This window comes from Neobacillus drentensis, assembly GCF_036965425.1.
Lineage (GTDB): Bacteria > Bacillota > Bacilli > Bacillales > Cytobacillaceae > Neobacillus > Neobacillus drentensis_F.
In genome coordinates, this window is sequence record NZ_JBALPP010000112.1 from 1 (window position 1) to 22,151 (window position 22,151).

Below are 22,151 nucleotides of genomic sequence, written 5' to 3' on the forward strand. Positions count from 1 at the left end.
TTTCTATATTACCCATTTCATTAATAACAGGAATGCCTACAATCATTTGTTCGTAAAAGTAATTATAATATACTTCTATTACATGTGCACCATCGAACTTGTATCCCTGTTTTTTTAAATTATGTTTAACATCCTTATATTCTTCATTTTTCAAAATATCAGAGACGATTTTATTTCTTTCAGCTCCAAGGATTTGTACTACATCTTCACAATGGCAAGGTTCATCTGTTATTGAAGATTGTATTGAAAATATTCCTTCTGCTTTTGCAGTATTCCCAGTGGAAACGAACAACGTTAACGCAATTAAGCCTCCAAATAGTAATGTTAGAAGTTTCTTCATCTCTTCTTTTCCTCCTTTTTTGCAACTCTATTACTCTTTTCTTTGTAATACGACAAAATCCTTCAAAAACTTCGGAAAATTATTCGACAAATACCAAAATATATTACAAATAGGTGTCATTTTACTGCTTATTGGCCATCTGGTAACAGATGGATATTTCATAAAATCAAAAAGCAGGGATAATCAATGGGTTGTAGAAATATACAAATAATAGACTGCTAAGGAGGTTAAGAAATGATTTCTACATTAAGGTTCCCGATGCGATCACATATTGGTTTAGGTTCAATCAAAAAACTATTACCAGAACTCCGAAACTGGAACGTTGGTAAAATTCTCATTGTTACCGATCGAACACTCGTTAAAATCGGTCTCGTAGATCAATATATGTCCCACTTAAATGAAGAGTTTGCTGTTAATGTATATACAGAAGTAGAACCTGAGCCATCTTTAAATTGTGCAGAAAAATTGGTGGAGTATACGAGGCAGGGAGAATTTGATTGTGTGATTGGATTAGGAGGGGGAAGCGCACTAGATCTAGCGAAGCTTGCTGCCGTTATTTCGCAAAATGAAGGAACGGTTGTGGATTATTTAAATTTGACTGGAACAAAATCCTTAGTACATAAGGGTATCCCAAAAATACTGATACCAACAACGTCAGGAACAGGTAGTGAAGTAACCGATATTGCGGTCTTATCGCTCAAGGGGACAAAGGATGTGGTCACCCATGATTTTTTACTCGCCAATCTCGCCATCGTTGATCCTCAACTAACCATTTCTGTTCCTTCACGAATAACTGCAGCAACTGGCATTGATGCTTTGACCCACGCCGTTGAAGCGTACCTGTCAGTAAATGCCAATGAGGCAACGGATTCCTTAGCATTGAAGGCTGTCGGACTTATTAGCAATTCATTGAAAATTGCCGTTGAAAACGGAGAAGATACCGAAGCAAGAACAGCGATGAGCTATGGCAGCTATTTAGCCGGGTTAGCCTTTTTCAATGCAGGGGTTGCTGGTGTCCATGCTCTGGCCTATCCGTTAGGAAGCCAATTTAAATTACCTCATGGAGAATCCAATGCCGTATTACTTCCATATGTCATGAATTATATTGCGCCAAGCTGCTCAAAAAAGATGAATATTGTCTGCAATATTTTAACGAAACAAGAGGCTGAACGAACACCTGAAGAATGTTTGCGGATTTTTTATAAATTAGTAGAGGATGTTGGTTTACCTTCAACATTAAAGGAATATGGAATTCCAGAATCAAAACTTGGTATGTTAACAGAGGATGCTGTAAAGCAAACAAGACTGCTTGCGCGAAGCCCGAGGACTCTGGAAAAACAGGATATTTTCCAAATTTACCTTCAAGCATTTAAGGGTGTGAAGGCGGGGATTTAACATGTATAAAACTACTATTGAGCCAAGAGTTTCTGAAACCGATGGAGTGGGTCACATTAATAATACAACGATACCAGTTTGGTTCGAAGCAGGCCGTAATCACCTTTTTAAATTATTTACTCCTGATCATTCATTTAAAAATTGGAGAATGATAATTATTAAAATGAATGTTGAATATCTCAGCCAGATTTATTTTGGTGAAAATGTAGAAGTTAAAACGTGGGTGCAGAAAATTGGCAATTCGAGCTTAGAGCTATATGAAGAAATTTGCCAAAATAAACGGGTATGTGCAAAAGGAACTGCCCTTTATGTAAACTTTAATGTCCAAAAGCAAAAATCAGAGCCAATTCCAGAAAATATTAGAATGGAATTAGAGAAACATTTATATAATCAATCAGTTGTCTTGGAATAGCAAAAAATGGCTGCCCTCAGTTATGAGGAGGCAGCCTTTTAATCTTTCTTCACTGTGTAATATTTGACAGGTTCTTTGCTTGAATCTTTAATCGCGGTATAAATCGATCCAGTTAAACTTTTCGGACCTTGGGCATCTAATCCTGCTTCCCAAAGCATCATCCCACCGAAACCATGGTCAAGGGCGAGTTTGGTTTTCTTTTTCATCGTGACATCACCGTTGTAATAATAGGTGGTTCCATTCATTTTTACTGTGTCGTTGGCAGCATTAGCTGGATTTTGATTGACAATGGCTGAATAGGAAACTTGCTTGATTTTTGGATCTACAGGTTGTGCATATAAGGGAACGCCTAACACTAGTTTTTCTTTTGATAATTTTTGCTGATCGAAATAATTTGCCCAATACTCGACAATCTTTTCTGCATATGGGTATGGAGATAAATTCTCAGCATGGTACCCATCATCCCATTGTCCGTCATAGGCCATGATATTGACATGGTCAACATTTTGGAACATAGTCGGCTCATATTTGACAAACCCTGTTTCTTTCAAGGTGATAGCATGTATCTTAGCATAAACGGCAATCGACAATTCTTTCTTTTTGGGGTGAAGCTTTTCGCTTAACTCCTTGGCGAAAGCGGCTAAATTTTGAGCATCAGCTGTTGAATGGGGATGCTCAAAATCGATATCTATTCCATCTAGATTTTCCCTGTCTGCGAAACTAGTAAGCTCATTAACTAGCTTTGTTCTGGATACAGGATTAGAGATAGCAGCTTTAAAATACGGGTATGATTCTCCGCCATTCATGTGAAACCAACCGCCAACTGCAATCATGACCTTTGTATTGTGTTTTTTTGCTTTTGTTACCATCGTACGAAGGTTTTTTAATGGAGTATCTCCATTTAGCAATATCCCGCCATCCTTTGTTGGATGGGCGAAAGAAAATATTACATGCGTAAGTTTAGAATAATCAACTATATTTGGATCACGGTAATCCTGAACATACCCGATTAATACTTTTGATTGTGTTTTATCTACTTGTGGCAGTGCTTTTTCCATTGGTTTTATGGAAGACTTTGGTGCTTTATCTATTTTAATCTTATTAGATTGGTCTGACTGTGACTTATCTCCAGTGAATAATATTCCAGTAAAAATTCCTCCAATAAAGGTAAATGCAATTACCAGTCCAAGGAGGAGATTACGTTTTTTCAACAATATGGATTCCTCCCTATTTTTCACCTGCCTTAAAAATTGTAACAGAAAAAATGGGAAGAATGAGTTGGTAATATCGACCTGTTTAGGTTTACTTCATATTTTTGATTGGGATATGAAAGTATAGTTTAATAAAAAAAACACATGCGAAGCAAAGAAGCCAAGCCCAAAAAGGTTTGCTAAAATGAACTCGTATGCCAAAGAACATGAAAACCCAAACTAAAATGGACCACAAAAGATTCCAACCATGATGGTATGTTATAAGTCCGGCTGCATTAAAAAAGCTTTCCATGGCAACGGAAAAAATGACCCAACATGCGCCATACACAATTTGCCAAATCATCCTTGACTTAAAAGGGTATTTTGAAAGAAAAATAAAGACCAGAGGAGATAGTCCAAAAAAGGTAATTAAATAGTCCGAAATGGTATGATTGGGAACCATTAATGATTTTTGAAAGGTCCATAATGGATATTTATAGGTGAAATTGGACATACCGAAGTCCACACATATCAAAAAAAGTATAGTTGGATAATATTTTCTCCCATTTTTCCAATCTCCAAATCGCCAGGCAGCAAGGAGATATAAAAAGGGAATACCTAGTCTTAAATAAGATGCAAATGTGTGTAACATAACATCCCCCATTGAAACAGCCATTTTCGCTTTTCTATAGATAGAGTTTACAATTAAATAGAAAATATGAAGATTTCCTATTCATAATCCACTTTGGGGCAGTTTGGTTGAAAGTTAAGTAAAACTTTGTTAAAATTGGTTGTTAGATTTTTAATAAGTTTTTTAAATGTAAGGTGGTAAACATGAATCAAGAATATAGAGTGTTATTATATTATAAATACGTACAAATCGAGAATCCAGAGGAAACATCGAATGAACACCGCCAAGTGTGCCTGGATTTAGGGTTATTGGGTCGGATCATTATTGCATCGGAAGGAATTAATGGAACGGTGTCAGGCACCATTGAACAAACGGATGCTTATATGAAATGGATGGATGAGCACCCACTTTTTTCCGGTACTGTTTTTAAAATAGATGAAGCTACTGAGCATGCTTTCAAAAAATTACGTGTTCGACATAGAACAGAGCTAGTTACTCTCCGGTTAGAGGATGATGTAGATCCGCATGTTCTTACAGGCAAGCATTTAAAACCGAAGGAATTTTTCGAAGCGATGCAAAGGGAAGATACAGTCGTCATTGATGCACGAAATGATTATGAGTTTGATTTAGGTCATTTTAGAGGTGCAGTAAGACCAGACATTCTTAACTTCCGTGATTTACCTCAATGGATTAGAGAAAATAAACACGAGTTTGAAGGTAAAAAGATTCTTACCTATTGTACGGGTGGTATTCGATGTGAAAAATTCTCTGGCTGGCTACGAAAGGAAGGCTTTGAAGATGTTTCACAATTAGAAGGCGGCATCGTCACTTATGGAAAGGACCCGGAAGTACAGGGGGAATTATGGGATGGCCAGCTTTATGTTTTTGATGAGCGAATCAGCGTCCCAGTTAATCGTAAAGAGCATGTTGTCGTAGGTCAAGATTACTACACCGGCGAGCCATGTGAACGTTACGTTAATTGCGCAAATCCAGAATGTAATCGAAAAATCCTTTGCTCAGAGGAAAATGAACATAAACATTTACGTAGCTGCTCTCATGAATGCCGGGTACACCCAAGGAATCGATATATCGCCCAGCATGGTTTAAGCGAGGATGAAGTTTCAGAAAGACTGAAGGCAATTGGTGAAGAAGTAACTATATAATAATGGATGAGGCAGGTCATATTAATGGCCTGCTTTTTCTATTTACCAGCTATTACTTTTGAAAATGGAAATTTTTATCTCCATGTTAAAGGATTTAGGTGAATCGATTCGAATATATTTATCATAAGGAAAATATTTGAGGAAAAAGTAATTGAAAAAGGAGCATTACGAATGACAACATACACGACAAGAAAAGAAGTCCCTATTCATGAGAAATGGAATCTAACAGATATATATGCAGACGAAAATAAGTGGGAAAATGATCTTCAGCTGATTGAAAAAATAGCAACCGAACTTAAGGGGTCTGATGGTAAGATAACCGATGGGAAATCCTTATATCAGTATTTGAAGCAAAGTGAAGAATTATCGTTTGTTTTTAATAAGATATACGCTTATTCGATGTTAAATGTTGATGTGGATACGAGGGAAACCAAATCTCAAGTCTTGTTAGATCGAGCAAAACAACTGAGTGTAAAGGTTAGTGCATCAACATCCTTTTTCAAGCCCTACTTATTAAGCTTAGAAGAAGAAACCTTAAAAACTTATATAAAAGAAGAAGAGGGGCTAAAATACTTTGAAGAGGATTTATTAGAATCGTTCCGCTATAAAGCCCATGTGTTAAGTAAGGAGCAGGAGGAAGTCTTATCCCAATTGGGTGAAGCGCTTTCAGTTCCGAGCCATACATTCGGCATGATAAACAATGCAGATATCAAATTTGGCGAAGTAACTGTTGAGAACGGTGAGAAGATTGAATTGACAAGGGGCTTGTATTCAAAATTAATCGAGGATGAGGACCGCAATAAGCGGATGGAGGCCTATAAGGCATATTACCAACCATATGTACAATTAAAGAATTCCATTGCGGCAACTCTTTCTGCAGCCATTAAGAATAATGTGACCTTATCGAAAATTCGCCAATATCCTTCTGCACTGGAAAAAGGACTATTTGGCGATAAAGTCCCGAGAGAGGTCTATGAAAATCTCATCCAGACAACAAAAAACAATATCGCACCACTTCATCGCTATAATCAAATTCGCAAGGAAAAGTTAGGTTTAGAAGACCTTCGGCAATATGATATGAGTGTCCCCCTCATCAGCGGAGTAAAACAGGTAATCCCGTTTGAAGAGGCCTACAAAACGATGTGTAGAGCATTAGCACCACTTGGTGATGATTATTTGAGTATCTTACACGAATTTAAGGATGCTAGATACATCGACGTCCGTGAAACACCGGGGAAACGCTCCGGAGCGTACAATCTTGGCGTATACGGTGTTCATCCATATATTCTTCTTAATCATCAAGATGATTTGGACAGTTTATTTACATTAGTCCATGAATGCGGTCATGGTGTCCATAGTAAGCTAAGCTCTCAGCACCAGCCGCAAATCACCGCAGGCTATAGTATTTTTGTGGCGGAGGTAGCTTCGACCGTAAATGAGGTTTTACTAATTAATTATTTGCTCAATACTGAGAAGGATGCAAATGTTCGAAAACACCTGGTTAATCATTTTATTGATCAATTTAAAGGAACCTTTTTTACCCAAGTCATGTTTGCCGAATTTGAGAAAAAGACTCATGAAATGGCGGAAAACGGCGTGCCATTAAATGTTGAAGTGTTCAATCAAACCTATGAGGCTTTGTTTAGGGAATATAATGGTGAAGAGATCGTTTTTGATGATGAAGTAAAATATGGCTGGTCTAGAATTCCGCATTTTTATCGTCCATTTTATGTTTATAAATATGCGACGGGATTTGCTTCTGCAATCCATTTAGCAACAAGGATTCTAGAAGGTGATAAGGAAACCTTACATTCCTATTTAGATTTCTTAAAAAGTGGCAGCTCCGATTATCCGCTTGAATTATTGAAAAAGACAGGGGTAGACCTTACGACACCAATCCCAATCGAAAATTCTCTTAATAAATTTAGCGAATTAGTGGATGAATTTTCAAAACTTTAAACAAAAACTAACCCGCAGGATATTATTCTGCGGGTTAGGGATGTTGATTTATCATTTTAATCTTATTCAGTAGCTTCTTGTCCGAAGGATTTTTCTTGTTGTTCCTTTTCCTGATTAAGTTCATTATCCTTTTTAATACGGCCTTTTCCGACCGATAAGGCAACCAATACACCAATTGCAATAAAAATTAGTCCGGTTAAAAAGACTGTCGTAAAGGATTCAGACCATGCTGTTTCAATGCCATGAATGACGATTTTTTGTATATCACCAGGTAATTTTAATAATCCTGGATTGATTAAAAGACCAAACAAGGCATCTGTTTTATCGGAAAGAGTTTGTAACGCTCCATGGGCGACAGGGTTGTCAGTGCTTTTTGCTACATCGGCCATTTTGGTTTCAAGAGAATGGTTCATGACTGAGTTTAAAATCGTAATTCCAATCGTACCTCCGATGGAACGGAAAAAGGTCGATGCAGATGTTACTGTACCCAACTGAGATTTTGGGAATTCGTTTTGAATCGCAATCATCAACGTAGGCATTACTAATCCCATACCCAATCCAAGAACGACCATATAAGCATACGCAGTAAACTCATTAGAATCTAATCCCATAGTGCTCATCAAATAAAATCCAAGACCGGCGAGCAGCATTCCCGCTGTTAATACCGAACGGAAGCTAAATCTGAGCAATAATTGACCGCCAATAATACTTGCTGCAATCATAGCAATCATCATCGGAGTCATCGTAGAACCTGCCTGAGTAGGTGAAACCCCTAAAATTCCCTGCATATACATAGGTACGAACATAATCGCCCCAAACATGCCAAGCCCTAATAAAAATCCTAAGCCATTCATTGTGGCAAAAATACGATTTTTAAAGAAAGATAAATCTAAAATAGGTTCAACTGCTTTTTTCTCAATAAAACCAAAAATAACAAATAGGACAATCGCTCCTCCGAAAATCAGGAAGGATTTTGCAGATGTCCAGGCAAATTTATCGCCGCCAAAGGTTAATCCAAGTAATAACAAGACAATTGCCGGAATCAGGGTAATAATCCCTAAATAATCAATGTTTACTTTTTCTTTTTTCGCTGCAGCATTTTCATTTTTCAATCCGGCAAAGATTAATAATGCAGATAATAAGCCGAAAGGAACATTAATAAGGAAAATCCAATGCCAGCTTATATGATCGACAATCAGTCCTCCAAGGAACGGGCCAATAACGGAGCTTAATCCAAAGAGACCGCCAAAGATACCTTGCCATTTTGCTCGCTGCTCAGCCGTAAAGATATCACCGATAATTGTTTGTGAAAGCGGCATAATCATTCCGCCGCCAATTCCCTGAAGTCCACGATAAAGGACTAATTGTTCCATATTGGTTGCGGTAGCACATAGACCCGAACCAATAATAAAGATGATGGTTCCGAGTAAATAGAGTGATCGTCTGCCATAAATGTCTGATAGTTTACCGACAATTGGTACGATCGTTGTAGATGTAATCATGTAGGCAGTTGTTACCCATGCAAAAATTTTGAAGCCATTTAACTCAGCAATGATCGTTGGCATGGCAGTACCGACAATCGTTTGCTCAAGGGCACTAAAGAACATACCAATTATTAAACCGGTTATGACTAATCGGGTATTAATTCCTTTTTCTTGTATCCCCATATTTCTGTCTCCAATCCATATTGTTTATTTGTTTTAATAATTATTGACCGCTGAGTCATTATACACTCGTATGTCCGGTCAGTCAATAAAAATCAAAAAGTATGGATTTGATTAATCCTCAAAACCATAATAAGACGCAATGGACCTCGTATATGCTTTAAAAGCATCAACATCCTTAAAGTTAAATAACATACCTTTGATTACTGGAATTCGTGGACTATCTTTTTTAATTTCCTCTTCCAGAACATCCAGTGATATTTCTAATGCTTCTTTATTTTCTAGTTGGCTTAATTCCTCTCTCATCTTTTGCACAATTTTATGGATATCAACATTTTCAAAAAGGTTCTTTGATTTTTTTAGGACCTTTTTAAGCTTATCTTCTGTTAAGAATGGTTTTTCCAACGTAATATCTTTCACAATGCTATCTAAGCGTCTCATTAAATATTGGGTCAGACCATCAAAATCGAACCCGTTCGGCTCAAAAAACATCAATTTCATATAGGATTGAAATAAACCTTCCAGTATCAAGGCAAGATCAACTGTATAGGGTTCAATTTCTTCTCCATAAATGGATACAATTCCTTTGCGAAAAAGAAGATGATTCTCATAGTGCTTGCTAAACATAAGGTCTTTAATTTTTTCATTCCTTGGAATGGCTTGTTCCTTTGAAAGCATGATAATAAACTCTTTATGCCCTATAAAAGTACCAAAGAGCGAAGATAATTGTTTGATAAATTTATCCCGAGGCGACAAATTTTGTTGTTCATAAATGGAGATACTAGAATAAACCGTTTCAAATATATACTCCAAAATAGCAAGTAATAATTCATCTTTTGATTTAAAATGTAAATAAAATGCCCCTTTAGAGATGCCGCTTTCTGTTGCAATTTCTTGAATCGAGGTTGAAGAAAAGCCTTTACTGGCGAATAACTTCATCCCCGCCTCAATAATAATTTTTTCCTTTTCCCGCAAAATAAACCCTCCAAAAAAATGACTGTCCGGTCAGAATTTCTTATTGTATAGTCAAAATGCTATTCGAATTGATCTCATTTGTCAACAAACATAAAAAAAGTGCACTGCTCAAAAACACCCAAATTTTCCATTTTTTAATAACTTTTTACACTTTTTCTTGCAGAATACTGATAAAATAAACCTTAAATATAATCTATTAGATAGGGGGAATTTGATTTGGATTCGAAATTTACGAAACCAAAAGGATTTGGTGAAATTCTGGATCACACGTTTAATTTATGTAAAAAACATTTTAAGGAGTTTTTCCTGATTTTACTTATATTAATGGGACCTGTTTATTTAATTCAAGCCATACTTCAGCTTATGTCGGGGACTAGCTTTTTCAGACAGGTTGGGACGGGAAGTGATTGGTTTGAAAAAATGCTTTCAAGCTTTGAAGAGTCAGGAACTTTCGAGAGCAGCAGTATAAGTGCAGATATAGGAGTAATTGTGATAGCAATTGTAAGTTTCCTTCTGTTTCCCGTAGCGGAAGCTGCAGTCCTTTTTGCGGTTAATCATATAAGGAACAATGAAGAATTTTCATCAGGGTTAGTGATAAAAGAAGCTTTTTCAAGATTTTGGCCGATGCTGGGCAGTTCGCTGTTATTTGGCCTAATCACATTTGGAATTATCCTAATCCCTGTGGCTATAATTGCAGGGGCAGGCTTCGGCGTTTCGGCGATAGGGCATCCGATAGTTGGAATTCTTACAGGGGTATTGCTGTTTTTTGCTTTTGCATTGGTAATTGGATTACTTATAACCCGCTGGAGCTTTTATTTTGCTTCGGTCATACTTGATCGCCAATCGCCAGGCCTTTCAAGAAGCTGGAGGCTAACCAAGAAACGATCTTGGCCATTATTCGGGCTCTATATTGTATTTTACTTGATCATCTCTAGTATAAGTTTTGCAGTACAAGCAAGTTTAGGACTTTCTTTAGGTAATAGTGTGTTGTTATCGATTATTAGTAACCTTATAACGATCATTACGACTATGTTTTTCACTGTCGGATATGCGGTTATGTATCTGGATTTAAAAACTCGACATGATGCTGATGATCTTAAAGAAATGATTGAAGACTATTATATGAAATAAATAACCGATTTAAAGTTAGGTGATGGTTTTGCTGGACGCTAACAAGGCACGAGATGCATTAAAAGATATTTTAAATAAGAAGGAATACCAGGTCTACAACAATCAAACAATGGGCTTTCTGGAAACATTGTGGGAAAGGGCGAAAGAATGGATAAGCAACAAGCTTGAAAACTTGTTTCCTTCTATCGAATCTGCCAGTCGATTATCTGGACCAATCCTAATTGCAATCATTATTATCGTAATAATAGGTTTAGCGGTTGTTGCTTTTTTCCTTATCCGTAATAGCAGAAGAAACCGATTGCATCGGGAGCAAAAACCGCTCAAATCACTACAGGAAATAAATTGGTCGTTTCAGCAGCACTTACAAGAAGCAAAGCAGCAAGAAACATTAGCAGATTACACACTAGCAACCCGCCATTTATTCTTAGCTTTACTGCTTTACTTCCATGAAAAGGGTTGGCTTGAGGCAAGAATGTGGAAAACGAATTGGGATTATTATGATGAACTTCGGAAAGTCAATAGGGAAAGCGCTGATCAATTTTATAATCTTGCATCTTTTTTCGATGAGGTTACTTATGGTGAACAAAAGATCGAAAAAGAGGCGTTCCTTCCATTTAAAAATGGCGTTAGAAATTGGCTGCTCGAAGATGAGCATCAAGAAGCAGGGAGGGAGGAGACCCTTTGAAAAATAAATATTCCAGCAGGAAAACTTGGCTTTGGCTTATTTCGGTTTTAATGCTTTTTATTCTTATAAGTTTCTTCACCTTTTCACCTAAGCCACAGTCCTTTCCAAGATATGTGACGGATTCTCCCTCTCCCACCGGTGTAAAGGCTATTTATACATACTTAAATAAAGAAACGGATGTTGCCATTTGGGGGAAGCCTCCAGAAATGCTGCCCCAGACAGCAAAGAATAAACTACTTATTATGATCGAGCCGTCTATTCAGCTTACTACAGAGGAAATGCAAAAATACGTCGCTTTTATGAGGGATGGAAACACGATTTTGTTATTAAAGGACAATCCAAACGGGATGTTTGGCGTTAAAACCGTATCCAATAAGGATGCTGCTCCTAACACTATATTTAATAGTGAAAATAGAGTTGTAAAATCATTAGTGGAAAGTAGTCATCGCCTGAAAACCAGTAATCAAGACAAAATTCTTCTTCATGATCATTTAGGGCCAATTGCGTTAAAACGGACCCTTGGCAAGGGACAATTAATTGTTGCGGTAACACCTGAGTGGATGACAAACCAAAATATCTTAAAGTTAGATAATTTGTCTCAAATCCTTCTATTAATAAAGGAAGGAAATTCAAACGCGATTTTGTTAGATGAGTACATACATGGCCAATGGAATGACAAAGGGTTTTTGTCAGCCTTTCCAAAATGGTTGTTGCTTATTTTCCTTCAGGGAGCATTAATAATCATTCTTTGGCTATGGTTGAAGGGAAAGCGGTTTGGCCCGATTTTCATGCCAAGGGAGGAAACTGTCCGCTTTAGTGATGAAGGAATTCGTGCCATGACAGCCTGGTATCTTAAAGGCAGGCGCTATCATGATTCTATTTACATTCAAGCAGACTATGTAAAACTCCTTCTCCAAGAACGATGGGGGATACCTTACAGCCGGAAATGGCAGGATCTGCCCAATTATTTAGAGCGAAAGCGGCAGCAAATACCGACTAGTGAAATTTGGCCATTTATCAATGGATTGGCCCAAGTTTTAGAAAAAGAAAGAATCAGCAAGCAGGAATACTTGCTTTGGTCAAAAAAGCTAGATCAATTGAGGAAAGAGGTTGAGGCAGGATGAAAACGGAATTAACATCCTTTTTGGATAAATATGAGGAGAGGATATTAGGACAAAGTTTAAATCTAAAGCTCCTTTTATCTGCGATATTAGCAGGAGGACATGTCTTGCTTGAGGGTGTCCCTGGAACTGGCAAAACACAAATGGTTCGGACTTTGGCAGGTTTGCTTGGAGGCAGCTTTACCCGAATCCAATTCACCCCTGATTTACTTCCTAGTGATATCACAGGAAGCACGATATACAATATGAAGGATAGTACGTTTCAAACCATAAAGGGTCCTATTTTTACAAATATTCTATTGGCGGATGAAATTAACCGGACTCCTGCAAAAACCCAGGCAGCTCTTTTGGAGGCGATGGAGGAAAAGCAAGTAACTATTCAAGGTGAAACCTATCAACTGCCGGAAGTATTTTTTGTCGTAGCCACACAAAATCCAATTGAATTTGAAGGAACGTATCCGCTCCCAGAAGCACAGCAGGATCGCTTTCTGTTTAAACTACATATCGACTTCCCTTCGTTTGAAGAAGAGAAGGATGTACTAAAACAAGTCATTGAAAAAAGCTTTGATGAAACTTTAATCACTAACGTTCTGGAAATGGATACTTTTGTTTCAATTAGAAGAGAAATGGAGAAAGTAACAGTAAGTGAAAATGTGATTGATTATATCATGCAAATTGTCCGGAGAACAAGAGACTCAGAATCAATTCGCTTTGGGGCAAGTACAAGAGCTGGAATATCGATAGGAAAGGCCGCTCAAGCCTGGGCCTATCTAAATGGAAGAAATTATGTAACCCCGGATGATGTTAAAATGACGGCCAAACCGGCCCTAAGACACCGGATTCTATTATCCCCGCATGTGGAATTGGAGGGAGCAACCGTTGACCAAATCATTGAAGAGCTTGTGGGCTCGGTTCCTGTTCCAAGATAGAGGGATATTGCCGACCAAACGATTATTGCTCCTATTTTTGATTCTTTCTCTTTTCTTAACGCTTGGCTCTGTTTGGGGTGTTTCATGGGGATATGTCTTTTTCGTAAATGGATTTATTTTTTTGGTAAGTCTCTCCGATCTTTTATTTTCTCCCAGAAAAAGTCAGCTTTTCTTTAGTCGTTCCCTTTCAGAGGAAATGGAAAGAGGGATTAACTATTCCTTCAAAATTAATGTAAGGAATGAATCAGTGCATTCTTTTTCCTATCGCCTGATAGATGGACTCCCACAGTCCTTTGAACAGGGATTTCCGCTTGCTGGATCAATCCCTAAGGAATCTGCCTCAGTGATTCTCTATGAAACGATGGCAAAGGAAAGAGGTAAATATGAGATTCAAAAGCTGTATTTTCGTTATCGTAGTCTTTTAGGATTGTGGGAAAAGCAAGTAACAGTGGATTTAGCCGATACAATAAAGGTTATTCCTGATTTAACTGAGACAAAGCAATATTTAGAAAATGCCCAGCAATTTTTGCTTCATCAAGGACTAAAGATTCGCAGAATCCGAAGCGGTGCTGGAGATTTTTCAAAAATAAGAAGCTATGTAGTCGGGGATGATCCGCGAAAAATTAACTGGCGCCAAACGGCGAAACTGCATGAAGTCATGACAAATGAGTATGAACCGGAGCATGGCAAGTACATCACGATCTTAATTGATTGCGGAAGAATGATGGGTGCAGAATTGAAGAAAGGAAACCGCTTAGAAAGAACTCTTGAGGCGGCAATGACCTGTACGGCGGCCGCCCTTCAAAAGGGTGATTATGTGTCTGTGCTGGCCTTTTCAAAAGAAATAAAAGTTTATGTCCCGCCTGCAAAAGGGATGGCTCACCTTCAGACAATCCTGCAAGCAATTTACAACTTGAAAGTAGATGCTGCAGAATCCAATTATGCTGCAGTCCTTCAATATTTAGAAATGGTCCAAAAGAAACGAAGTTTGCTCCTGTTATTTAGTGATGTTCGCACTTTTCTCCATGAAGAAAGTGCCCTTAACTATTTAAAGAAGATGAGACAACGACATCTTTTTTTAATGATCGGAATTGAGGATCGGTCATTACAACGAAGAATAAATGAGGAGCCAATCGATGTACAGACAGCGATGCTAAAAAGTATTGCTCAGCAGCAAAATCTGATTAAGAAAAGAGAGAAAAATAAATGGGAAAAACAAGGCCTCCAAATGATCGAGGCCAAAGAAGAAAAATTAGCAATAACGGCCGTTTCCCATTATATTGACATTATGAATCAAAACCTTTTATAGTTTTAGTTTTCGGAAGTCTTAGCTTGCCAATGACGATATAAAGGATTAAGCCAACAACAGTTAAGAAAGCGACCAGGTATTTTGCTTCTAGTGAAATCGCGGCGGGTGTGATAAAACCTTCAATCACTCCTGCAATAACAAAAAGTGGAATTGTTCCCAACAGAAGCTGAACGGAACGCTTGGCTTGATTCTTTAATTGGTAACCTCTTGAAAGCTGCCCCGGGACAAAGAGCTTGTAGCCCATCAATAACCCTGCGCCCCCGGCAATAAAAATGGCAGTAAGCTCAATCATGCCATGGGGGACAATAAAGGCCCAAAAATCATAGGATTTGTCATGGTGCCAGAATAGGGCAGCTAGCGCTCCAATAAGGATGCCATTGTAGACTAATAAGTAAATGGTTAAGAGTCCAAAGGTTATTCCTCCTGCAAAAGCGAAGATTGCGACTTTGATGTTATTCGTCATGATACTTGCTGACATCAAGGAGGAATCGACTGCACCCCGATCGCTGCCAACTTGTTCAGGGTCAATTCCTTGAGCGATATTGGCAGGAATTAGAGAATAAATATGGAGGGGATCATTATAGACCGAAATAAAGCTCCCCAATGCACCGATGGTAAATAAAAACATCGCAACAACAACGAATTTCCATTGTTCTAAAAACAGGCCGACAAATTTGGTTCCGAAAAAATAACGAATTTGTTTAAAGCTTGAAACTTGATCCTTATATAAAAGATTATGGGATTTAGCTACAAGTCCGTTTAAATATTGCGTTACTTCATCATTCGGGAAGTAGGTCTGGCTGTACGATAAATTCTGGGCAGCTTTTTGGTAAAGCCGATTAAATTGCGTAATATTATCACCGGTAATGGACTTTCTGCTTTTACTTAAAGCTGAAATCAGCAGTTCAAGCTGTTTCCAATCTTCTCGATGCATTTTAACAAATTGCTTTAGATTCATTTCGACACCTTCTTGTTTAGTCAGGCTTGGATTACTATTCCTAATTATAGTAATTTTGTAGAAAAATAGGAACAGAAATAGAAAAAATCATCCTTGTTTTAGGGGGACTTCTTTTGAATCAGGACAAAATGGATATCAAAACACCTGAATATGTATCACTGCAGTTTCAGCTTTCTGGTCTAGGGAGCCGGGCAGCCGCTTTTTTAATTGATCAATTAATTTTATGGGCAGTTAACGCCGTAATTATTATTATCTTAGTAATTATCATGAACAATGAAACTTTTCTTCCGATATTTTTTGCAGAGAATACAATCCCTATTGCCTTTACGATCATTGCTTTGTTTATCATTAATTGGGGCTATTTCTTTGCCTTTGAGTTTTTTTCAGGCGGAAGGACGATAGGGAAAAAGATATTGGGAATTAGAGTCATTCAGGAAAATGGCCATAGCATCACCTTGCTCTCAAGCTTTATCCGTAATTTAATGCGGATCATTGATTCTTTGCCAACAGCTTATTTACTTGGCATAATCATGGTATTTTTCCATTCAAAGCATAAAAGACTTGGCGATCTCGTTGCGGGCACAATTGTCGTCCACGAGCGCAAGGAGAAACGGAAAAAGAAGCTTTCACCCATAGAAAAAGAAATTGAAAACAGAGGCTTATCCAAAAATGAGCTATCTATTGACGAATGGGCGATAAAATCATTCAGTATGAAGGATTGGAAGCTAATAAGTACATACGTCAGCCGGTTTCAGCAATTACCTGAATCGGAAAGAAATCCATTAACAAAGCAGATTTCCGGTATTTTACTGACGAAAATAGGTTTAGGTGTGGAAGAGATGGATGACGGGGAATTAGAAAACATTCTATTGGTCCTATATTTAAACTTAAGAGACGAATGGGAGTTTGAAATTTAACACATACTTCCTTTATGAAATATTTCCATAAAGGAGTAAACCTATGCATTGGTATGAAAAATTGAATCAATACTTTCCAGTTGAGGAAATGAAATCAAAAGAACATATGGAAACCCTGCTAAAAGAGCGTTCCGATATTTATCATAAGGATGAGGGACCCAATCATGTATTAATGTACGGTGAACTGGATAATTTTGTTTTTATCGATTACCTCTTTGTATCAAAAAATGCCCGCGGCCAGGGACTTGGTCATAAACTGATGGAAAAAATGAAACAAAAGGGAAAGCCGATTATTCTTGAAGTGGAGCCAGTTAACTACGAAGACAGTGATACGGAAAAGCGGCTGCGTTATTATAAACGGGAAGGTTTTGAGCATGCCCATTCCATCGGGTACAGAAGGCGGTCGCTGGCGACCAATGAAATCAATGCAATGGAAATCCTCTATTGGGCGCCGAACAATGAATCTGAAGAGATGATTTTTGAAGCGATGAAAAAAACATATGACTTGATTCACACCTATAAGGATCAATACTTTTATGGTGAGTCCTATCAGCCTGTTGAAGAGGTTCTGACATTTAAAGAAGATTCTCATAATGAAAATATATTAGATAATTTGGTATAGATGCCGTACTTGAACTGCCTTTTTAATGGCAGTTTTTTTAAATAAAATAGGTCTTTAATCCCTTGATTAAATTTTCTGAATAATATATAAATTTAGTTAGTAAGTATTCACTAACCTGAAAGAAGTGATCTACGTGTCAACCATGATGGATACAAAAGAAAAAATAATTGTTAAGGCTCGCGAATTATTTTCTGATCGCGGATATAACGCAGCAACAACTGCAGAAATCGCTCGCCGCGTTGGTGTTTCAGAAGCTGCTCTTTACAAACATTTTAAAAGCAAAAAGGAAATTTTTCTTGCCTGTATCACCCCTTCAATCTGGAATACCACAAATGTTAAAACCAATCCAACCCTAGAGGAGGTTAAAGATGTAATCAAGGAAAGAATTGATTTGATTCGACTCAACCTCGAAAGTTTCAATATTCTTTACCGAGAGTCTCCCAATCATCCGGAGCTGGCAAGAATGTTTATGGAGCAGGTTTATAGTCATGACCAAAATTTGAAACATCTATTAGAAAAAATATCAAACAATGATTTATCACCAATACAATCCCTTCTATATGAACTTGGGATAACGAGCGCCATTTGGTCCATACTTAATTTTGAAAAAATGCAGGCAGACTTAATTGAAGAGAAAATACCAGTGGAAAACATGGCGGATGAAATTGCTGATTTTGTTTTATACGGAATATTAGGAAAAAAGAATCCTTGGTGAGGATGGAAAGGAGTTTTAAATGGAAAATCTTAATGCAATTCCGCAGCCAAAAACCTTTGGTCCCCTTGGTAACTTACCATTAATAGATAAAGATACACCGACGCTGTCTTTTTGTAAACTTGCTGATGAATACGGACCGATCTTTCGGTTTGAGGCATTTGGTTTTTCGCTTATCTTCCTTTCAGGTCATAAATTGGTTGAAGAGGTTTGTAAGAACCCTCGTTTTGACAAGAGTATTGCAGGTGCTTTATATAATCTGCGTTCCTTAGGAAATGATGGGTTATTTACCAGCAGGACTAAGGAGCCTAATTGGAAAAAGGCTCATAATATACTGCTTCCTTCATTTAGTCAGCAAGCCATGAAAGGCTACCATTCGATGATGACTGACATTGCCATGCAGCTGGTTCAAAAATGGGCACGTCTTAATCCAAATGAGAGTATTGATGTCCCGGATGATATGACAAGGCTTACACTGGATACGATTGGTCTATGCGGATTTAACTATCGTTTCAACAGCTTTTATCGTGAAAACCATAATCCCTTTATCATCAGTATGGTCAGGGCCCTCGATGAGGCGATGCATCAGAGTACGCGTCTTCCGATTCAGCACAAACTTATGTTTCGAACAAAAAAACAGTTTGAGGAGGATATCCGAACGATGTTTTCCTTGGTGGACCAGATTATTGCAGATAGAAAAGCAAAGGGGGACCAAGGAGAAACCGATTTGCTCGCAAGGATGCTGAATGCCAAAGATCCAGATACAGGGGAGCAGCTTGATGATGAGAATATTCGCTTTCAGATTATTACGTTCTTAATTGCTGGTCATGAAACAACGAGCGGATTATTATCTTTTGCCTTAAATTTGTTGTTAGAAAACCCTGAAGCACTTAAGAATGCCTATGAGGAGGTGGACCGTATCCTGACAGACCCTATTCCAACCTATGAGCAAGTGTTGAATCTTAAATATATTCGGATGATTTTAAATGAGTCATTACGGCTATATCCGACAGCCCCGCAATTTGCCCTTTATGCAAAAGAGGATGTGGTGATTGGTGGGGAATATCCAATTAAGAAAAATGAAACGGTAGCGATATTACTGCCGCAGCTGCATCGGGATAAAGAAGCTTGGGGAGTAGATGCAGAACTATTCCGGCCAGAACGGTTTGAAGATCCTGATAAAATTCCACACCATGCCTTTAAACCTTTTGGAAATGGACAGCGAGCCTGCATTGGCATGCAGTTTGCCCTCCATGAAGCAAGCTTGGTTCTTGGTATGATTTTGCAACATTTTGAACTGATTAATTATCGAAACTATCAGTTGAAAGTGAAGCAGACGTTAACGTTGAAACCGGATGATTTTACATTACAGGTTCGTTTACGTGAAAATGAAGTTAAAAATCCGCACAAGACTACGCGCGAAAGACAGAGTGAAAGAAAAAGTTATTTCATCTCAGGGATTAATAATAGACCATTACTGGTATTGTATGGTTCTAATATGGGGACCGCAAAACGGATTGCCCGCGAACTGGCAGGAGATGCTTGCTTGCATGGAATTGAGAGCAAGGCAGCACCCCTTGACGACCACGTAGGAAGTTTACCAAAAGAAGGGGCCGTAATTATCGTCACTTCCTCTTATAACGGTAAACCGCCAAGGAATGCACGGAAATTTGTTCATTGGCTGGATCAGATAAATGAAAGGGAATTAACAGGAGTTCGTTTTGCAGTGCTTGGATGCGGCGACCGGAACTGGGCTAGTACCTATCAGGATATACCAAGATTAATAGATGAAAAGCTTGCGAGTAAAGGGGCTGAAAGATTTTCGGTTCGAGGAGAAGCGGATTCAAGCGGCGAATTTGAAAAACAAGTGGAAGTCTGGAAAACGCAATTATTGAAGGATGCTTGCAAGGTTTTTGGTTTAACTCTCAATAAACATGGAGAAGCGGAGGGAAAGGAATTGAAGGTTCAGTTTATTCGAAATTCAAAGGATTCTTTTTCATCTAAAAAGTACGATGTCGTACAAAGTAATATCAATCGCATTCTCCGACGATTTCAATTAAATGGGGATGAACAAGTGGTTATATCAACCGATGGAATGGGAGTTTCACATTTGCCGTTAAATTATCCTGTAAGTTTACAAGAACTTCTGAGCCAATATGTTAATTTAGAGGCAGCCATGAGCCGCGAACAAATCCTGGAACTAGCAGCGTATACGGTTTGTCCTCCTCATAAATATGAATTGGAAGCTTTGCTGCGCGAGGGTGTTTATGAAAAACAAATCTTCGAGAATCAAGTTACGATGCTTGACCTCCTTGAAAAGTATGAGGCTTGCGAAATGCCATTTGAACGTTTTTTGGCGCTCTTGCCGCCTTTGAATAAGTTACCCCGAATAACAACTTAACAGAATTGCAAAAGCCTGGTTTAACTGACCAGGCTTTGCGACTTAATATGGAAATTGTGAAGAGTAATTGCTGAATTGCTGATAAGCTTGATCAACTTTTTGCTGATCTTCTGCTTCAAGCTTATACCAGCCATTTTGAAACATTAATAAATACAGCTCCCGACAGCTTTGGTGCGTTTCGTTCAGAATTTGAAGTAAATCAGCATGCAGCTTCTCATGGCTAGCTTCACGTACAGCAGTGTTTAAGCTGTCCGTTAAATACTTGCATGTGCTTAGCCCATCATTAACGAAGTCACGGTCGTTCATCTCAGGGCCTTTTACTTTCGGTAATTGTCCGGTTTGCGGGTTCGCAATTTGATTTGGGTTTTGCGACTGCTGAGTTTGCATTTGTTGATTTGGCATTTGTTGATTTTGCATTTGTTGATTTTGCATTCACTGAACCTCCATAGTTATTAATTCGGATACCATTACTGTTGCTGCGTTTTAGGCAGGCTGGCTAATATCGAATTGTTATCGACCTGTAGATGAGTTAGTAAACGTTGATAATGATTTTGATGCATTTGTCCGGCTTTATCCAGCGCTTGCTTAAATTGGGGATCGGTTGCATTTTGTGCTAAAAAATGAAATTTCTTAAAAGCTAAAAGCTCCCAGGATAAAGCATCCTTTATATAAGATAGATCTTTTGTGGTGATTGCAGGCGGTGGATTTGGAATAGGTACTTGATTGTTCTGCATAGTAAAACTCCTTTCAAGTTTGATTCAATTCTATACATAATGTGTTACCGGCAAGAAAGTTTATACATAATACTGTAAAAGTCTTTTAGGATGAAAACATTTTTGGATTGTTTGACAACATACCCTTTAGGGTATATTATAAAGCATGTCAATGTTGTTCCTTTTTTTTAAATATTAAGGAACAGGAGCTGGAGGCCATTACTATGGATTACAATGATCAGGTTAAAAATAGAGTAAAACGGATTGAAGGGCAATTAAGAGGAATTTTACGATTAATGGAAGAAGATAAGGACTGTAAAGAGGTTATTACTCAATTATCTGCAGCTAGAACAGCGATTGACCGAACCATTGGTGTAATTGTAAGTTCAAATTTAGTCGAATGTGTTCGTAAAGCTGAAGAGTCTGATGGAAAGAGTGCTGAAGATTTAGTGAAAGAAGCCGTAAACCTTTTGGTTAAAAGTCGATAATCAATTCTTTATATAGGGAATGTTAGGAAGAGTCGGTGCCAATATTAATTGCCCGATGTTTTTAAGACATAGGGAGGAACAATCATGGTTAAAATTACACATACTGCGATTGTAAAAATTACAAATGAAGTTCAAGATGTTATTAACGAAGGGAAAAAGCCGCTTATCCGCTTAGCCATGGGGATTGGCTGAGGGGGGCCACAGCTTCGTCTGACTCTGGAGGAGTCAGCTTTAGGTAATGATGAAATCACAGAACAAGATGGAATTCATTTTTTAGTCAATGAAAGGGACAAGGTCTATTTTGATAATGCTAAAATTGACTATATTAACTCCGTATTCGGAGGCGGGCAATTTAAAGTGCTTCGGGTTTAATTAGTAACAGTGATCCACAAAAAAATGAGTGTCAAATTGTATATAAATTTGACACTCATTTTTT

21 protein-coding genes and 1 pseudogene are annotated in these 22,151 nt (G+C 38.0%); 14 read left to right on the forward strand and 8 right to left on the reverse strand.

Annotated features, from left to right (window positions below; genetic code table 11):
• Positions 1-340 (reverse strand): hypothetical protein (locus V7161_RS24130; RefSeq protein ID WP_335715361.1); only part of this gene is annotated, 340 nt, incomplete at its 3' end.
• Positions 341-574: 234 nt separating this feature from the next.
• Here V7161_RS24130 and V7161_RS24135 point away from each other — a divergent pair.
• Positions 575-1,735, forward strand: a complete 1,161-nt coding sequence (locus V7161_RS24135; protein ID WP_335715362.1) for an iron-containing alcohol dehydrogenase — start codon at positions 575-577, stop codon at positions 1,733-1,735.
• 1 nt (position 1,736) lies between these two features.
• Complete coding sequence (locus tag V7161_RS24140) at positions 1,737-2,147, forward strand: acyl-CoA thioesterase (RefSeq protein WP_335715363.1); 411 nt, start codon at positions 1,737-1,739, stop codon at positions 2,145-2,147.
• A gap of 38 nt (positions 2,148-2,185) precedes the next feature.
• Here the strand turns inward: V7161_RS24140 and V7161_RS24145 are convergent, their stop codons facing one another.
• Both V7161_RS24145 and V7161_RS30460 read right to left on the reverse strand, forming a co-directional pair.
• Positions 2,186-3,361 carry a glycoside hydrolase family 18 protein gene (locus V7161_RS24145; protein ID WP_335715364.1) on the reverse strand — a complete coding sequence of 392 codons (1,176 nt, stop codon included), beginning with the start codon at positions 3,359-3,361 and terminating at the stop codon, positions 2,186-2,188.
• A gap of 88 nt (positions 3,362-3,449) precedes the next feature.
• Positions 3,450-4,013, reverse strand: a complete 564-nt coding sequence (locus tag V7161_RS30460) for a CBO0543 family protein (protein ID WP_420491656.1) — start codon at positions 4,011-4,013, stop codon at positions 3,450-3,452.
• A gap of 158 nt (positions 4,014-4,171) precedes the next feature.
• Between V7161_RS30460 and trhO the strand changes: the two genes are divergently transcribed.
• Both trhO and pepF read left to right on the forward strand, forming a co-directional pair.
• Complete coding sequence (gene trhO, locus V7161_RS24150) at positions 4,172-5,131, forward strand: oxygen-dependent tRNA uridine(34) hydroxylase TrhO (protein ID WP_335715365.1); 960 nt, start codon at positions 4,172-4,174, stop codon at positions 5,129-5,131.
• Positions 5,132-5,302: 171 nt separating this feature from the next.
• Positions 5,303-7,090 carry an oligoendopeptidase F gene (gene pepF / locus V7161_RS24155; RefSeq protein ID WP_335715366.1) on the forward strand — a complete coding sequence of 596 codons (1,788 nt, stop codon included), beginning with the start codon at positions 5,303-5,305 and terminating at the stop codon, positions 7,088-7,090.
• Positions 7,091-7,152: 62 nt separating this feature from the next.
• Here pepF and V7161_RS24160 read toward each other — a convergent pair whose 3' ends face one another.
• Positions 7,153-8,757 carry an MDR family MFS transporter gene (locus V7161_RS24160; protein ID WP_335715367.1) on the reverse strand — a complete coding sequence of 535 codons (1,605 nt, stop codon included), beginning with the start codon at positions 8,755-8,757 and terminating at the stop codon, positions 7,153-7,155.
• A 111-nt stretch (positions 8,758-8,868) separates the two neighbouring features.
• Positions 8,869-9,729 carry a TetR/AcrR family transcriptional regulator gene (locus tag V7161_RS24165; protein WP_335715368.1) on the reverse strand — a complete coding sequence of 287 codons (861 nt, stop codon included), beginning with the start codon at positions 9,727-9,729 and terminating at the stop codon, positions 8,869-8,871.
• Between the two features lie 216 nt (positions 9,730-9,945).
• On the opposite strand from V7161_RS24165, the gene V7161_RS24170 reads away from it, so the two are divergent.
• The 5 genes from V7161_RS24170 to V7161_RS24190 are packed head-to-tail and all read left to right on the forward strand — an operon-like array spanning position 9,946 to position 14,904.
• Positions 9,946-10,860: a hypothetical protein gene (locus tag V7161_RS24170; RefSeq protein ID WP_335715369.1), complete on the forward strand. Its 915-nt coding sequence runs from the start codon at positions 9,946-9,948 to the stop codon at positions 10,858-10,860.
• A gap of 28 nt (positions 10,861-10,888) precedes the next feature.
• Complete coding sequence (locus V7161_RS24175) at positions 10,889-11,545, forward strand: DUF4129 domain-containing protein (protein ID WP_335715370.1); 657 nt, start codon at positions 10,889-10,891, stop codon at positions 11,543-11,545.
• Complete coding sequence (locus tag V7161_RS24180; RefSeq protein WP_335715371.1) at positions 11,542-12,669, forward strand: DUF4350 domain-containing protein; 1,128 nt, start codon at positions 11,542-11,544, stop codon at positions 12,667-12,669. The genes V7161_RS24175 and V7161_RS24180 overlap by 4 nt, the downstream gene beginning before the upstream one ends.
• Positions 12,666-13,595: an AAA family ATPase gene (locus V7161_RS24185; protein ID WP_335715372.1), complete on the forward strand. Its 930-nt coding sequence runs from the start codon at positions 12,666-12,668 to the stop codon at positions 13,593-13,595. The genes V7161_RS24180 and V7161_RS24185 overlap by 4 nt, the downstream gene beginning before the upstream one ends.
• Positions 13,546-14,904: a DUF58 domain-containing protein gene (locus V7161_RS24190; protein ID WP_335715373.1), complete on the forward strand. Its 1,359-nt coding sequence runs from the start codon at positions 13,546-13,548 to the stop codon at positions 14,902-14,904. Before V7161_RS24185 ends, V7161_RS24190 begins: the two co-directional genes overlap by 50 nt.
• Here the strand turns inward: V7161_RS24190 and V7161_RS24195 are convergent.
• Entirely contained in the window at positions 14,882-15,862 is a 981-nt protein-coding gene (locus tag V7161_RS24195; RefSeq protein ID WP_335715374.1) for a stage II sporulation protein M, read from the reverse strand. The genes V7161_RS24190 and V7161_RS24195 overlap by 23 nt on opposite strands.
• Positions 15,863-15,975: 113 nt before the next feature.
• On the opposite strand from V7161_RS24195, the gene V7161_RS24200 reads away from it, so the two are divergent.
• From V7161_RS24200 to V7161_RS24215, 4 genes and pseudogenes are all read left to right on the forward strand, one after another.
• Positions 15,976-16,779, forward strand: coding sequence for an RDD family protein (locus tag V7161_RS24200; protein WP_335715375.1), 804 nt, complete (start codon positions 15,976-15,978; stop codon positions 16,777-16,779).
• 43 nt (positions 16,780-16,822) lie between these two features.
• Entirely contained in the window at positions 16,823-17,401 is a 579-nt protein-coding gene (locus V7161_RS24205) for a GNAT family N-acetyltransferase (protein ID WP_335715376.1), read from the forward strand.
• Positions 17,402-17,543: 142 nt separating this feature from the next.
• A complete protein-coding gene (locus V7161_RS24210) occupies positions 17,544-18,116 on the forward strand; it encodes a TetR/AcrR family transcriptional regulator (RefSeq protein ID WP_335715378.1) in 573 nt (190 codons plus the stop codon).
• 19 nt (positions 18,117-18,135) lie between these two features.
• Positions 18,136-20,487: pseudogene (locus tag V7161_RS24215) on the forward strand (cytochrome P450); the annotation flags it as partial.
• Between the two features lie 69 nt (positions 20,488-20,556).
• Here V7161_RS24215 and V7161_RS24220 read toward each other — a convergent pair.
• Together V7161_RS24220 and V7161_RS24225 are read right to left on the reverse strand one after the other, a co-directional pair.
• Entirely contained in the window at positions 20,557-20,901 is a 345-nt protein-coding gene (locus V7161_RS24220; RefSeq protein ID WP_335715379.1) for a spore coat protein, read from the reverse strand.
• An 80-nt stretch (positions 20,902-20,981) separates the two neighbouring features.
• Positions 20,982-21,248 (reverse strand): ferritin-like domain-containing protein, encoded by a 267-nt coding sequence (locus tag V7161_RS24225; RefSeq protein WP_335715377.1) that lies wholly within the window; start codon positions 21,246-21,248, stop codon positions 20,982-20,984.
• A gap of 203 nt (positions 21,249-21,451) precedes the next feature.
• On the opposite strand from V7161_RS24225, the gene V7161_RS24230 reads away from it, so the two are divergent.
• Entirely contained in the window at positions 21,452-21,715 is a 264-nt protein-coding gene (locus V7161_RS24230) for a metal-sensitive transcriptional regulator (protein ID WP_289984615.1), read from the forward strand.
• The last annotated feature ends 436 nt before the right edge of the window (positions 21,716-22,151 follow it).